The sequence below is a fragment of the Cutibacterium avidum ATCC 25577 genome, assembly GCF_000227295.1.
Classification (GTDB): Bacteria; Actinomycetota; Actinomycetes; order Propionibacteriales; family Propionibacteriaceae; genus Cutibacterium; species Cutibacterium avidum.
This window is the reverse complement of record NZ_JH165054.1, coordinates 2,469,423-2,483,507: the sequence shown is the minus strand read 5'-3', so window position 1 is coordinate 2,483,507 and position 14,085 is coordinate 2,469,423. Positions and strand designations below refer to the sequence as shown.

Genomic DNA, 14,085 nt, shown 5'->3' with positions numbered 1-14,085 from the left:
ACGAGGAACAAGGATCGGGAGACCGACAGCTTGAACAGATAACTGAAAATTGCCAGAGAACCGAAGGCCCACAGAGTCCCCCGCGCCACGAGCTGATACTCCTGTAATCCCGAACTCAACAGCCGGATTCGATGGCTGTCGTTGGTTGAAAGAATGAGGAGCCACACCAGGCCGAAGACCACGGCCAATGCCGAATAGGTGATGTGCCGGGTGCCGGCAATCGTCTGGCTGTCTGGGCTTGGCCAACGGATATATATCGTTGTGATGAGCGCTACGGCTATCGCCAGCGCGTCAGAGAGGGTAAGTCCGAAACGTATGCGCGTCGGCCAGTGAAGGCGTCCGGCGGCCTTGCGGGCAACTTCGGTACTGATGGCGGTGCCTTTCGAACGTGAGAGCACTCTCAAGCTGAAGTCATTCCGAAGCATTCATATCATGAAAGTGACAGTCCCTGCCGGGGCGCGACCATCGCGGATGCTTGGCGGGTTGATCGCCTCTACGGCAAGGCACAATGCAGTGTCAGACTCGTCCGGGCGACGGGTGAGCGCTCCGGTACGTTCTCTCGCGGCCAGGCTGTGTGATAGCCGCGATGAAGACGTCGGTATGGTTGAGACGGTTTTGTCCGGGGTGAGCTGTCTGGGAGGAACTATGGACACCATCACCATCACCGCTGATGACGGAGCCGACGTCGACGTCCTTGTCTGGCGTCCCGAGGCTGCGTCGGGGCGCCCCATCAAGGGCTTGGTGCAGTTCTGCCACGGTATGGCCGAGTACGCGGCTCGCTATGACGAGGTCGCCCGGGTGCTTGCAGCCGACGGCTGGCTCGTCGTGGCGAACGACCACCGTGGCCACGGGCCGCGTGCTGCTGCCATAGGAGAACTCGGAACCACGTCTGATCGTGGCTACCACCAGCTGCTCGACGACCTGTCCGCCGTCGCTGACCACTTCATGGCCAAGCTGGAGGGGAAGCCGTGGTTCCTCGTCGGACACTCGATGGGGTCGTTCCTTGCCCGTGTCCTGGCCGTTCGTCGGGGACGCGAGATGGCCGGCCTGGTCATCATCGGCACCGGCTCCTCCCTGGGGCCGTTGAGCACTGTCGCCACCGGGCTGGCCCAGGCCCAGGTGCTCATGGTGGGGGAGGACTCCCGCAGCCCGCTGCTCAACACGCTGTCCTTTGGGTCCTTCAACCGAGCCTTCCTGCCGGCCCGCACCGACTATGACTGGTTGTCCCGAGACGCTCACGTCGTGGACGCCTACAACGACGACCCGCTGTGCGGTTTCGTCTGCACCGCAGCCTTCTACCGCGAACTCGTCCGACTCATCGAACTCGCCAACTCCACCGAGATCTTCCGAGCGACTCCACCGGCACTGCCCATTTTGCTGATGTCGGGCGCCAAGGACCCGGTGGGGGACTCCGGCAGGGGAGTGCGCCAGGTCGCGCGTCAGTTGCGCGACTCGGGCTCGCGTGAGGTGGACCTTGTTCTCTACCCCGGGGCGCGCCACGAGATCCTCAATGAGGTGAACCGTCGACATGTCCACGCCCACCTGCGCGACTGGATTGATGCCGTCGCTGCCCGGCCCCGGACCTTGCAGGTTCGGAAAGCACGGTGAAAGGCCGCTCACGTTCGTTTCGCACAATCGTGCACATGCACCCCCGCTGCGTGAAGGCGATTGTGCGCAGCCTAGTATCGTAGGTGCTGGTGCCGAGGAATCCCATCCGGGGTTTCAAGGCGGTAAGAGGGAATCCGGTGAAACTCCGGAACTGCCCCGCAGCGGTGAGTGGGAACGACATCACCATCGTCGCCCATCTGGTTCTCGGACCGGGTGGACGTCGATCAAGCACTGGGCTTCGGTCTGGGAAGCGGTGACGTAGGACTCGTCGGCAGACGAGGTGCCCATGAGTCCGAATACCTGCCAGAGCGTGTGGTGCACTCCGCGTGTGCCACAGCGTCCGAGGTCTCGAGGGCCGGCCGAGGTCGTCCAACCATCCACAGCGGAGCAGGAGTCTGACGAATGACTGATCCTGACAACCTCGCATCCAAGCCCGTCGAGGACAGGATGCCCGAGGAGTTGAGCCTGGCCGGGGACTTCCCGAAGGTCACCCACGAACAGTGGGAGGACGCGGTCCTCAAAGTCTTGAACCGGGGTCGCCCCGAGGGCAAGGAACTCAACATCGAGCAGGGAATGAAGCGCCTCGAGCCGACCACGGTCGACGGCATCCAGATCGAGCCGATGTACCGGCGTCAGGATGCCTCCGAGAAGCTCGGCGCCCCGGGCGTGCCGCCCTTTACCCGTGGCACGACGGTCCGTGACGGCAGCATGGACGCGTGGGACGTCCGAGCCCTTCACGAGGATCCCGACGTCGAGTTCACCAAGAAGGCCGTCATCGCTGACCTCGAGCGTGGCGTGACGTCCCTGTGGCTGCGCGTCGGTGCCGACGCCATCAACCCCGAGGACATCGCCGGCGATCTCAAGGACGTGCTGCTGGACCTGGCCAAGGTCGAGGTCTCCAGCCGCGACGACCAGGAGGCTGCCGCCGAGGCCCTCCTCAAGGTCTACGCCGATTCCAAGATCGAGCCCGACAAACTGTCGTTCAACCTCGGTCTGGACCCGATCGGTTTCGCCGCCCTCAACGGTGGCACCCCGGATCTGTCCGGCATGGGCGAGTGGGTCAGGAAGATCGAGAAGTACAAGAACTCCCGCGCCTTCGTCGTTGACGCCACGATCTACCACAACGCTGGTGCCGGCGACGTGCATGAGCTCGCCTGGGCCATCGCCACCGGCGTCGAGTATGTCCGCGCTCTCATGGAGCAGGGACTGACCGCCGAGCAGGCGTTCGACGCCATCAACTTCCGGGTGTCCGCCACCCACGACCAGTTCCTGACCATCTGCCGTCTGCGCGCCCTGCGCACCCTGTGGAACCGTGTCGGTGAGGTCTTCGAGGTGCCGGCCGCCAAGCGTGGTGCCCGTCAGGAGGCCGTCACCAGCTGGCGTGAGCTGACCCGTGACGATCCCTACGTCAACATCTTGCGAGGCACCATCTCGACCTTCGGTGCTGCTGTCGGTGGTGCCGAGGCCGTCACGACCCTGCCCTTCGATGCCGCCATCGGCCTGCCGAAGAGCGACTTCTCGCGTCGTATCGCCCGCAACACTGGCATCATCCTCGCCGAGGAGTCCAACATCGGTCGCGCCAATGACCCGGCTGGTGGCTCCTTCTACGTTGAGGCTCTGACTAAGAAGCTGGAAGAAGCCGCTTGGGTCGAGTTCCAGGCTGTCGAGGCTGCCGGTGGCATGGCCGCCGCCGTGACCGGCGACCACGTCCGCACCGAGCTCGACAAGCTGAATGCCGAGCGCGCCAAGCGTCTGGCGACCCGCAAGCAGCCGATCACGGCCGTCAGCGAGTTCCCGCTGCTCGACGCCAAGACGGTCGAGACCAAGCCGTACCCCGAAACTGCCGAGCGCAACGGGCTGGAGTGGCGCCGCGACGCCGAGATCTTCGAGGCCCTCGTTGATCGTTCCGCCACCTGCTCCGAGCGTCCGAAGGTTTTCCTGGCTTGCCTGGGAACCCGTCGTGACTTCGGTCCTCGCGAGGGATTCTCCGCCCCGGTGTGGCACATCGCCGGCATGGAGACCCCGGAGTGCGAGGGAGGCACCACTGAAGAGGTCGTCAAGGCCTTCAAGGAGTCCGGTGCCGAGGTCGCTGACTTGTGTTCGAACGCCAAGACCTACGCGGCCCAGGGCCTCGAGGTCGCCAAGGCCCTCAAGGAGGCTGGCGCCAAGCTGGTCTACCTGTCGGGTGCCTTCAAGGAATTTGGTGATGACGCTGCCGAGGCCGAGAAGGTCGTCGACGGGCGCATCTACCTCGGAATGGACGTCGTTGACGTCCTGACCACTACTCTGGACACGTTGGGAGTTGCCAAGTGACCACCCTGCCTCGTTTCGATTCCATCAACCTCGGAGACTCTCCGGTCCCCGCGGACGCACAGGAGCAGTTCGCCAAGTTGGCCGCCGCCGCTGGTGAGCAGGAGCCCTGGACCACTCCGGAGCAGATTCCGGTTGGCCACCTGTACTCCGAGGACGTCTACGCTGACATGGACTGGCTGGACACCTACGCCGGTCTGCCGCCCTTCACCCACGGCCCGTACGCCACCATGTACGCCTTCCGTCCGTGGACGATTCGTCAGTACGCCGGATTCTCCACCGCCAAGGAGTCCAACGCGTTCTACCGCCGTAACCTGGCCGCTGGTCAGAAGGGTCTGTCGGTCGCCTTCGACCTGCCGACCCACCGTGGTTACGACTCCGACAACCCGCGTGTTCCCGGTGACGTCGGCATGGCTGGTGTGGCTGTGGACTCCATCCTGGACATGCGTGAGCTTTTCGCGGGTATTCCGCTGGACCGCATGTCGGTGTCCATGACGATGAACGGCGCCGTGTTGCCGATTCTCGCCCTGTACGTTGTGACCGCCGAGGAGCAGGGCGCCAAGCCCGAGCAGCTCGCCGGAACGATCCAGAACGACATCCTCAAGGAGTTCATGGTTCGTAACACGTACATCTACCCGCCGCTGCCCTCGATGCGGATCATCTCCGACATCTTCGCCTTCACCAGCGCGAACATGCCGAAGTGGAACTCCATCTCCATCTCCGGCTACCACATGCAGGAGGCCGGCGCGACCGCCGACATCGAGATGGCCTACACCCTGGCCGACGGAGTCGACTACATCCGCGCTGGCGAGTCGGTGGGCCTGAAGGTCGACCAGTTCGCACCGCGTCTGTCCTTCTTCTGGGCCATTGGCACCAACTTCTTCATGGAGGTCGCCAAGATGCGCGCGGCTCGCATGCTGTGGGCCAAGCTCGTCAACCAGTTCGGACCTAAGAACCCGAAGTCCATGAGCCTGCGTACCCACTCGCAGACCTCTGGCTGGTCGCTGACCGCTCAGGACGTGTACAACAACGTCATCCGTACCTGTGTGGAGGCCATGGGAGCCACCCAGGGACACACCCAGTCCCTGCACACCAACTCCCTCGACGAGGCCATCGCCCTGCCGACAGACTTCTCCGCTCGTATCGCTCGAAACACCCAGCTGTTCATCCAGCAGGAGTCGGGCACTTGCCGCGTCATCGATCCCTGGAGCGGTTCCGCCTACGTCGAGAAGCTCACCCTCGAGCTGGCTCGCAAGGCTTGGGCCCACATCCAGGAGGTCGAGAAGGCCGGCGGTATGGCCAAGGCCATCGAGAAGGGCATCCCGAAGATGCGTATCGAGGAGGCCGCTGCCCGTACCCAGGCCCGTATCGACTCCGGTCGTCAGCCCCTCATCGGCGTCAACAAGTACCGTCTCGATGAGGAAGAGGATCTTGAGGTCCTCAAGGTCGACAACACCCAGGTACTCAAGGAACAGAAGGCCAAGCTCGAGCAGCTTCGCGCCAACCGTGACGAGGAGGCCTGCCAGGCTGCTCTGGAGAAGCTCACCTGGGCTGCTGCCAACCCGGACCCGAGCGATCCCGACCGCAACCTGCTCAAGCTGTGCATCGACGCCGGTCGCGCCAACGCCTCCGTCGGCGAGATGTCCGACGCAATGGAGAAGGTCTTCGGGCGCTACACCGCTCAGATCCGTACCATTGAGGGCGTGTACAGCAAGGCAGCCGGTAGCACCGAGTCGACCAAGAAGGTCCACGACCTCATCAAGAAGTTCGAGGAGAAGGAAGGCCGTCGTCCTCGCATCATGATCGCGAAGATGGGCCAGGATGGTCACGACCGTGGCCAGAAGGTCGTCGCGACCGCCTACGCGGACCTCGGCATGGACGTCGACGTCGGCCCGCTGTTCCAGACCCCTGAGGAGACCGCTCGACAGGCTGTCGAGGGCGACGTCCACGTCGTCGGTGTCTCCTCGTTGGCCGCCGGACACCTCACCCTGGTGCCGGCCCTGCGCAAGGAACTGGACAAGCTTGGCCGCTCCGACATCATGATCGTTGTTGGTGGCGTCATCCCGACCCAGGACTTCCAGGAGCTCAAGGATGACGGCGCAGCCGCCATCTACCCGCCTGGCACCGTCATTCCCGACGCTGCCGTCGAGCTCATGGAGAAGCTGCTCGCCGCTCACAGCGACGACTGAGACTGGATGGGTCCACGAGACTGAAGGGTTGGCCCCTGGAACCTCGCGAGGTTCCAGGGGCCAACGTCGTTTTCAGCCCGAAAAACAGCCAGGAATGGGCCCTCAGCCGTGGACGTTGTCCCCGGGCGGTACGGTAGACGTACCCACCCGATGAAGGAAATGGTGATCATGCCGATCGACGTCCCCGAACTGGTTGAGCAAGTCCTGGCCGGGAGCCGCCAGCACATTGCCAAAGCGCTGACTCTGGTGGAGTCGAGCAAACCGGCACATCGCGAGAAGGCACGCGAGATGTTGCGCCTGCTGGCTCCTCACACTGGTGACGCCATCCGTGTCGGTATCTCGGGTGTTCCCGGCGCCGGTAAGTCGACCTTCATCAATGCCATGGGCACCAAGCTCATCGACGAGTTCAACTACAAGGTTGCCGTCCTGGCCGTCGACCCTTCCTCGACCCGCACCGGCGGTTCGATCCTCGGTGACCGCACCCGTATGGGGGATCTGTGCAACCGTGACGAGGCATTCGTGCGCCCGTCACCCTCCGGCGGTCACCTGGGTGGCGTCGCCCGGGCCACGCGTGAGGCCATGATCGTCATGGAGGCGGCTGGTTACAACGTGGTCCTCGTCGAGACCGTCGGTGTCGGACAGTCCGAGGTCGCCGTGGCAGGCATGGTCGACACTTTCCTCATGCTTTCCGTCGCGGGTACCGGCGACCAGCTGCAGGGCATCAAGAAGGGCATCCTGGAACTGGCGGACGTCGTTGCGGTCAACAAGGCCGATGGCGACAATGCCGGCAACGCGCGTGTCTCCGCTCGTGACCTGTCCATCGCCATGAAGCTCGTCTCCTCCGATGCCGACAAGCGGCGTGTTCCGGTGCTGACCTGCTCCTCGTATACCAAGGAGGGGCTCGACGACGTCTGGCAGGCCATCGTCGACCACCGCGCGTACCTCGAGGCGGACGGCTCCTTGCAGGCCCGCCGTATCGAGCAGCAGCGTGAGTGGCTGTGGAACATGGTCCGGAACGAGATCCTCGAGTCCTTGGACACCGATCCCTCCGTCCAGCAGGTTGCCGAGAAGATCGAGGCCGGGTTGGGCACGGAGGCCACCAACGCCTTGGAGGGGGCCGAGCAGATCCTGCGCGCCTTCGCTCATGCCGTCCCGGGGCTGCCGTGGGCTCAGGGAGAGATGACCAGCGGTTCCTGATCTGACGTCGTCCCAGAAACGACCGGCCGGGGGTGCTTCGCGCTCCCGGCCTTGTCATGCCTGGATGGCCGGCACATATGGAGCTGAAGCTAATCCGGTTTTGTTTCGGAAAGATTTCTCGACCGTCATGTGAGAAGTTTCGACGTCATGACCAGGAAGTGACCCCTTGTCACCTTAGGTTCATTCCACCTTCAACAAACCGAGAGGAATGGACATGGCATCACGTCGTACGTCGACCTTGCTGCTCTGTGCGATCACTGGCGCTTCCCTTGCCGCGACCGCCGTCCCCAGCATCGCCGCTCCCGGCTTCACCACCTCACCGCTGCGCACCTCCGCATCCACGCAGACCACCAGTGGATTCGTCGTCCATCTCAAGGACGACTCGACTTCCGCTCAGGGCATGTCCCGCGCAGCTCGTACCAGCTCCGCCATGCGGGCGAGCTCGACCTCCCTGCGTGGAGCCGTCGATCACGCCGCCAAGGCCCGTGGCGCCCACGTCACGGCATCCCTGGCTCGAGCCAACGACTCGATGTCGGTCCAGGTCTCCAAGGGACTCGACTCCAAGGCCGCCAAGGCTTTCATCTCGGAGATTGAGCGCAACCCTGAGGTGGAATCCGTCGAGCCGATCCTCCACATGTCGATCAACGAGCAGACCGGCAAGAAGGTTCGCCCTGCCGCGGTGTCGTCTGCCCCGAACGACCAGTACTGGGGTCGTCAGTGGGGACTCCACTCCGACAAGGGTATTGACGCCCCCGGAGCATGGTCGACCAGCACCGGTTCCGGTGTGACCGTGGCCGTCATCGACTCGGGTATCACCGAGCACCCGGACCTGGCCGGCAAGATCCTGCCGGGCTACGACTTCATCTCTGACGGTCGCATTGCGGGTGACGGAGACGGCCGAGACAACGATCCTTCCGACGAAGGCGACTGGACCCTCGCCGGAACCTGCACTCGCCGTGACGTCGATTCCTCCTGGCACGGCAGCCACGTGGCCGGTGTCATTGGAGCTGCGACGAACAACGGCATGGGCATCGCTGGTGCCGCTCCTGACGCCCAGATCCTGCCCGTCCGCGCCCTGGGCCACTGCGGTGGCACTGACGTCGACATCGCCGACGCCATCACCTGGGCCTCCGGCGGTTACGTTCCGGGAGTTCCTACCAACAGCCACCCCGCCCAGGTCATCAACATGAGCCTTGGTGGCCGTTCCAACTACTGCCCGACGAGCTACCAGCGAGCCATTGACAACGCCAGGTCTCGTGGTGCCACGATCGTTGTCGCCGCTGGTAACGAGTCGATGGATGCCAGCCGTTCGACCCCCGGTAACTGCCGTGGCGTCGTCGTCGTGGGTGCGACCGGCCAGACTGGTTCCCAGTCCTACTTCTCGAACTACGGTTCGACCGTTGATGTCTCCGCTCCCGGCGGTGACGACCGCACCGGTGACCTGATCCTGTCGACGGTCAACAGTGGTAGGAGGACGCCGCAGTCCCCGGCCTACGGCTACATGGAGGGCACCTCTCAGGCCACCCCGCACGTGGCTGCGATCGCCGCCCTCATGCTGTCCACCAACCCGAACCTCACCCCGTCTCAGGTTGAGTCGATCCTCAAGCAGTCGGTGAAGCCGGCTCGCTGCTATTCAGGATGTGGGACCGGCATCGTCGATGCCCGCAAGGCTGTTCAGACAGCCAGATACGCCTGATCCTCAGCGTCCACTGAGAACAGAACGTGGCCCGGACCATGTGGTCCGGGCCACGTGTCGTGTTGGGGGCGTGATCACCAGGGAACGTCAGGCTCAGTGAGATCGACGGTCTCGGTGACGGTCTGGCCGCCGCTGGTCACGCCCACCTCGTCGCCGGGGTGAAGCTGGCGTCCGCGTCGAGTCTCGACCTCGCCGTTGACGCTGACCTGCCCCGACGCGATGAGTTCGCGAGCCTGACCGCCAGTGTCGGCGAGGTTGGCGAACTTGAGGTACTGGCCGAGCCTGATCATCTGGTCGTCATGCACACCGTCAGTCTGTCACCCGGACCCGACACCTCACAGCACCGAGTTGATGAATCCCTGCAGCCGCTCCGACTTCGGGTGATTGATGACGTCATCGGGAGAACCGGCCTCGACGACGACGCCGCCGTCCATGAAGACGACGTGGTCGGCGACCTCGCGGGCAAATCCCATCTCGTGGGTGACGACGATCATCGTCATGCCCTCGCGGGCGAGGTCCTTGAGGACACTGAGCACCTCCCCGACGAGCTCGGGGTCAAGGGCTGAGGTTGGCTCGTCGAAGAGCATGAGTTCGGGTTTCATGGCCATCGCACGTGCGATGGCGACGCGCTGCTGCTGGCCGCCGGAAAGTTCGGCGGGGTAGTGGTCGGCGCGGTCAGCCATGCCGACCCGCTCCAACAAGGACATGGCCAGCGGCTTGACTTCTTCCTTGGACAAGCCCGACACCTTGATCGGCGCTTCCATGACGTTGCCCAGGGCGGTCATGTGAGGAAAGAGATTGAACCGTTGGAAGACCATGCCGACTCGTGCCCGCTGGGCGGCGATTTCCTTGTCGGAAAGCCGCTTGAGGCGTCCGTCCGGCAAGGGATCATGCTCGTAGCCCACGCGCTCGCCGCCGACCCAGACCTCTCCGGCCTCGAAGGTCTCCAGCTGGTTGATGCAGCGCAGCAGCGTGGATTTCCCGGAGCCGGAGGGACCGAGGAGGACACACACCTCACCCGGGGCGACGTCGAGGTCGATCCCCTTGAGGATGTGCAGGGGGCCGAACTCCTTGTGCAATCCCGTGATGCGCACCATCGGCTCGATGCGTGCAGACTCTGCTGCGGATGTGGTCACTGCTCGACCTCCAGGGCGATGTTCTTGTGCGTGGTGCCGGCTGCCTGGATGGCGGCCTGGCGTCGCAGTCGCTTCGACGAGGACTTCCCGTTGAAGCCACGTCCGAAGTACTGCTCGAGGAAATGTTGCCCGATCATGAGGACACTCGTCATGACGAGGTACCAGAAGGCGGCGACGATGAGTAGCGGGATCGGCGCGTAGATACGGTTCGCGATGGCGTTTGTGGCGTACTGCAGGTCAAGGGTGAAGGGCACGGCCAACACCAGGGAGGTGGTTTTGAGCATGCCGATGGTCTCGTTGCCCAGCGGCGGAATGATCACCCTCATGGCCTGGGGAATGATCACCCGGCGCATGATGAGGGAGGGCTTCATGCCCAGTGCCTTGGCGGCCTCGGTCTGGCCGGCGTCGACGGATTCCAGCCCGGACCGGATGATCTCGGCCAGATAGGCACCCTCGTTGAGACCCAGGCCGATGATGGCGGCGGCCAGCGCGGTGACGACCTTCTCGGTCTCGACGCTGGCCAGCGTCGGTCCGCCGAAAGGCACCCCGATGGACAGGGTGGGGTAGAGCACGGCGAGCAGACCCCAGAACACCAACTGGGTGTACACCGGAACGCCACGGAAGACGAAGATGTACGCCCAGGAGACGCCGCGTAGCACAGGATTGCTCGACTGCCTCATGATGGCCATGAGGAGGGCTACCGCGGTTCCGAGGATCATTGCCGCAAAGGTCAGCAGGATCGTGTAGCCGATACCAGTGATGACTTTGACGTCACGCAGGTACAGCCACACCACCGACCACTGATAGTTCGGGTTCGTGACGAGCCCCTGGACGAAGATCAGTACCAAGAGGGCGACGATGACGGCAGCGATCCAGGTGCCCGGATGAGCGACGTCGCGGGCCCGGATGCGATTGGGGATGTCGGCGTGGTGGTTGGCCACCTTAGATGCCTTTCAGTTGGTTGTGATCACGACTCGGGATTGACCTTGGAGGTCTCGATGAGACCGTCCTCGGTGCCCCACGAGGTCAGCAGCTTCTTCATGGTCCCGTCGTCCATGAGCTTCTGGGTTGCGGCCTGGATGGCCTTGGACAGTCCGCCGTCATTCTTGGCGGTGACGACGCCAAACATCGATGCATCGGTGATGTTGCCGAGGGCTTCGAGCTTGGACGTCTGCTTGATGGCGTACCCGGTAATCACTGAGTCGGCGTAGAGGACGTCCGCCTTGCCCCCGGCGACATTCGTGGTGGCGTCTGACTGGGAGGCGTAGGACAGCAGGTCAATCGGCTTCTTACCGGCCTTGGTGCACGCCTTTGACTTCTGCTGGGCAGCGGTCTCCTGGGCGGTGCCGGTCTGAACGGCCACGGAGTGACCACACAGGTCGTCAGGGGAGATCTTCTTGGGGTTGCCCTTCGGGACGGCCATCGAGAATCCGGCCTTGAAGTAGGAGGTCATGGTGACCTGCTTCTGCCGCTCCGCGGTGATGGTGAAGGAGGAGACGCTGACGTCGTACTTGGATCCGATGGCAGGGATGAGGCTGGGGAAGGCCGCATTGGCGGTCGTCACCTTGAGTCCCATGAGCTTGCCGACGGCGGTGATGTAGTCGATGTCGTAGCCGACCACCTTCGAGCCGTCCGTGTCGATGAACTCAGCCGGAGCATAGTTGGCTGCTGCGCCGTTGCGAAGGGTGCCGGATTTCTTGATGTCGTCAGGGACCATCGCGGCGATCGTGGGATCAGTCTTGATGGAATCGATGATCTGGGCATTCGACGGAGTGCCAGCCTTGCTGGCCTCTGCCGTGGGAGTCGCGGACTCCTCTGAGGCATGGGTGCAACCGCTGACGGCAAAGGCGACAACGGCCAGGGTGGCACCGGCGGCATGACGCAGAGTTTTCATGTAACGTTCCTTCGCTGCTGCGGCGCCGGGTGACACCGCGAGATACATAATTATGCACTATAGGGCATGAATACAAATTGGCACGCCTTTGGGCACGCAAGAACAAGCGCCCGGACGAATCGTCCGGGCGCTTGGCGTGGGGGGATCAGAGTCCGGTGTGCGGCAGACCGCGACCGGCGTGGGTAGTCGAGGCTGACGTGCCCGGTGCCGTTGCGTTAGCTGCAGTGGTGTTGGGCATAGTGCTGTTGGGCGCGGTGGGGCTCGACGAGGCGGCGCTCGGGGCGGGCGTGATCGGAGTCGTCGGGGCTGACGGGCCCGCCTTCACCGTGACCGAGGCAACCGTGGACTCGGCCAAGGACAGGGTCACCTCGTGGTCACCAGTAGTCAGGGCTGGCAGATCGAGGGATCCCGAACCCTTCGCGTTGGTCGCCAGGGTGCCGACCTTGGTGCCGTCGACAGCCACGACGTAACCGGTGTCAGGCTCGAGGTTCTTGCCGGTCACGGCATTCCCGTCGGTGGTGAACTCAGCCTTACGGTATGCCGGTCCGCGCAGGTTCTCAGTCAGGGAGTTCATGCGCACCTTCAGCGACTCGCCGATGTCCTGGCGGGATTCGTCGGTGCCGAAGTGCTTGGAGACGAGCTGGAAGGGGTTCTTGGACCCCTTGACGATGCCGTTGATACCGAAGTCGGAGTCGTTCGACAGCGTGACGGTGGCCCCACCGTGAGTCACCGCGACCCCCTCGACCTTGTCGTGGGGAAAGGTGTTGCCGGATGGATCAGCGGTCCACACCAGCTTGGTGACGTCGAGGTACAGCTCGCCGATCGCGGGCTCTACGCCGTGGGAGGTGAGGATCTCGGTGGCCTTCTTCTCGTCGTTCTTGGTGGACTTGTCGGCCGAGACGAGACCCTCGAGGGACTTGCCGTCGACGAGTAGCCACCCTTGGCGGCGTCATAGGTCGCTCCCGGGACCGACTTCGCGTCGTTGACATTGGTCGCCTTCGACAGGTCAATCTTGTACAGGCGCTTGAAGGTGTCCTTGCCCGGGTCGCCGTCACGTTCGTCAACGAGCAGGGTGTGGTTTCCCAGGGCGGTGATCTCTGAGACGGAGGTCTTGGCCTGGCTCAGGTGCAGCTGGTACAGGTACTGCCCAGTGGTCCTGCCGCTCGCGACGTCGATGGTGACGATGCGCACGAAGGGGACCTTCTTGGAGCTGCCGGACAAATCCGGGGTCTCCAGGGCCGACTGCATGGTTCCGACCAGGGTCTTGCCGTCGGGGGTCAGGGTGAGGCCTTCCATGCCACGATTCGGGGTGCGGAAGGCCAGCTCGCGAGGGAGGGTGCCGTCGAAGGGTTTGAGACGGGAGATCTCGCGTCCCTGGGCATCGAAATGAACGACATAGGGGCCGTACTCGTCGGAGACCCAGAAGCTGCCGTCTGGGGCGACGACGAGACCTTCGGAGTCGATGCCGGCCTTCGAAGGGGCGATCGTCCTGCCGTTGATGTCGACGATCGTCTCCCCGGTGGAGGCCTCCGGATTGACGGCACCGTTCATCGGTGTGCCGTCCTTGGTCACCAGACCAATCCTCTTGACGAGGTCCATGTGGCCGTTGACCAGACGGAACTTGGCGATCGAGGGCTGGAACTTGACCGGCTCGATCTTCTCGTTGTCGGCATCGGAGTCAGTGTTCGGGCCGCGGTCGGTCAGGCCGTAGTAGACGTCGTCAGGATCGCCGTTGCGATGGGCAAAGGCTGAACCGAATCCGCTGTCGGTGATCTTGACGCCATTCGGCGCAGTGGACAGGACCGGAGCGCCTCCGGTGTACACCTCGATGGCGTCCGTGGTCGGTTCGGCGGAAGCAACCCCTGGTGCCAGCGGGCAGGTCAGGGCAGCGGCACAGGCGGTGGCGGCCAGACCTCGGGTCAGGTGGCGATGCATGAATCATCCTCTCAACGGCGGACCGCACCAGTTCACAGTGCCCAGTTGACATCGCGGTGACGTCGAGATGACAGCACAACGTCCTGTCGACAACAGTCGTCGACAGGACGTTGTGCGAGA

The 14,085-nt window shown here is 63.8% G+C and carries 12 protein-coding genes and 1 riboswitch; of the genes, 5 read left to right on the top strand and 7 right to left on the bottom strand.

Features of this window, described 5'->3' with window-relative positions; genetic code table 11:
* A partial coding sequence (locus tag HMPREF9153_RS11150; RefSeq protein ID WP_004811958.1) for a hypothetical protein occupies positions 1-425 on the bottom strand: 425 nt, incomplete at its 3' end.
* Between the two features lie 175 nt (positions 426-600).
* Between HMPREF9153_RS11150 and HMPREF9153_RS11145 the strand changes: the two genes are divergently transcribed.
* The 5 genes from HMPREF9153_RS11145 (at position 601) to HMPREF9153_RS11125 (ending at position 9,000) form a co-directional block, all read left to right on the top strand.
* Entirely contained in the window at positions 601-1,608 is a 1,008-nt protein-coding gene (locus HMPREF9153_RS11145; RefSeq protein ID WP_004811957.1) for an alpha/beta fold hydrolase, read from the top strand.
* A 70-nt stretch (positions 1,609-1,678) separates the two neighbouring features.
* A riboswitch (cobalamin riboswitch) is annotated at positions 1,679-1,930 on the top strand.
* An 80-nt stretch (positions 1,931-2,010) separates the two neighbouring features.
* Positions 2,011-3,921, top strand: a complete 1,911-nt coding sequence (gene mutA, locus HMPREF9153_RS11140; RefSeq protein WP_004811956.1) for a methylmalonyl-CoA mutase small subunit — start codon at positions 2,011-2,013, stop codon at positions 3,919-3,921.
* Complete coding sequence (gene scpA / locus HMPREF9153_RS11135; RefSeq protein ID WP_004811955.1) at positions 3,918-6,107, top strand: methylmalonyl-CoA mutase; 2,190 nt, start codon at positions 3,918-3,920, stop codon at positions 6,105-6,107. The genes mutA and scpA overlap by 4 nt, the downstream gene beginning before the upstream one ends.
* A 150-nt stretch (positions 6,108-6,257) precedes the next feature.
* The gene (meaB, locus tag HMPREF9153_RS11130; protein WP_004811954.1) at positions 6,258-7,304 is read left to right on the top strand and encodes a methylmalonyl Co-A mutase-associated GTPase MeaB; all 1,047 of its coding nucleotides are present in this window, start codon (positions 6,258-6,260) and stop codon (positions 7,302-7,304) included.
* 214 nt (positions 7,305-7,518) lie between these two features.
* Positions 7,519-9,000 carry a S8 family peptidase gene (locus tag HMPREF9153_RS11125; protein WP_036980187.1) on the top strand — a complete coding sequence of 494 codons (1,482 nt, stop codon included), beginning with the start codon at positions 7,519-7,521 and terminating at the stop codon, positions 8,998-9,000.
* A 74-nt stretch (positions 9,001-9,074) separates the two neighbouring features.
* Here HMPREF9153_RS11125 and HMPREF9153_RS11120 read toward each other — a convergent pair whose 3' ends face one another.
* From HMPREF9153_RS11120 to HMPREF9153_RS11095, 6 genes are all read right to left on the bottom strand, one after another.
* Complete coding sequence (locus HMPREF9153_RS11120; protein ID WP_036979841.1) at positions 9,075-9,290, bottom strand: RNA-binding S4 domain-containing protein; 216 nt, start codon at positions 9,288-9,290, stop codon at positions 9,075-9,077.
* A gap of 45 nt (positions 9,291-9,335) precedes the next feature.
* Positions 9,336-10,097: an amino acid ABC transporter ATP-binding protein gene (locus tag HMPREF9153_RS11115; RefSeq protein ID WP_036976522.1), complete on the bottom strand. Its 762-nt coding sequence runs from the start codon at positions 10,095-10,097 to the stop codon at positions 9,336-9,338.
* Positions 10,098-10,132: 35 nt separating this feature from the next.
* Complete coding sequence (locus tag HMPREF9153_RS11110) at positions 10,133-10,816, bottom strand: amino acid ABC transporter permease (protein ID WP_231128557.1); 684 nt, start codon at positions 10,814-10,816, stop codon at positions 10,133-10,135.
* A gap of 287 nt (positions 10,817-11,103) precedes the next feature.
* Positions 11,104-12,030, bottom strand: a complete 927-nt coding sequence (locus HMPREF9153_RS11105) for an ABC transporter substrate-binding protein (protein WP_036979839.1) — start codon at positions 12,028-12,030, stop codon at positions 11,104-11,106.
* A 145-nt stretch (positions 12,031-12,175) separates the two neighbouring features.
* Entirely contained in the window at positions 12,176-12,820 is a 645-nt protein-coding gene (locus tag HMPREF9153_RS12435; RefSeq protein ID WP_004811948.1) for a hypothetical protein, read from the bottom strand.
* Positions 12,821-12,861: 41 nt separating this feature from the next.
* A complete protein-coding gene (locus HMPREF9153_RS11095; protein ID WP_004811947.1) occupies positions 12,862-13,965 on the bottom strand; it encodes an esterase-like activity of phytase family protein in 1,104 nt (367 codons plus the stop codon).
* Between the last annotated feature and the right edge of the window lie 120 nt (positions 13,966-14,085).

Bases quoted from the DNA above. Each gene is read 5' to 3' on its own strand.
- HMPREF9153_RS11145 (WP_004811957.1), top strand. From the start codon at position 601: ATGGTTGAGACGGTTTTGTCCGGGGTGAGCTGTCTGGGAGGAACTATG.
- HMPREF9153_RS11115 (WP_036976522.1), bottom strand. From the start codon at position 10,097: ATGGTGCGCATCACGGGATTGCACAAGGAGTTCGGCCCCCTGCACATC.
- HMPREF9153_RS11105 (WP_036979839.1), bottom strand. From the start codon at position 12,030: ATGAAAACTCTGCGTCATGCCGCCGGTGCCACCCTGGCCGTTGTCGCC.
- HMPREF9153_RS11095 (WP_004811947.1), bottom strand. From the start codon at position 13,965: ATGCATCGCCACCTGACCCGAGGTCTGGCCGCCACCGCCTGTGCCGCT.
- HMPREF9153_RS11125 (WP_036980187.1), top strand. From the start codon at position 7,519: ATGGCATCACGTCGTACGTCGACCTTGCTGCTCTGTGCGATCACTGGC.
- meaB (WP_004811954.1), top strand. From the start codon at position 6,258: ATGAAGGAAATGGTGATCATGCCGATCGACGTCCCCGAACTGGTTGAG.
- HMPREF9153_RS11120 (WP_036979841.1), bottom strand. From the start codon at position 9,290: ATGATCAGGCTCGGCCAGTACCTCAAGTTCGCCAACCTCGCCGACACT.
- mutA (WP_004811956.1), top strand. From the start codon at position 2,011: ATGACTGATCCTGACAACCTCGCATCCAAGCCCGTCGAGGACAGGATG.
- HMPREF9153_RS11110 (WP_231128557.1), bottom strand. From the start codon at position 10,816: ATGAGGCAGTCGAGCAATCCTGTGCTACGCGGCGTCTCCTGGGCGTAC.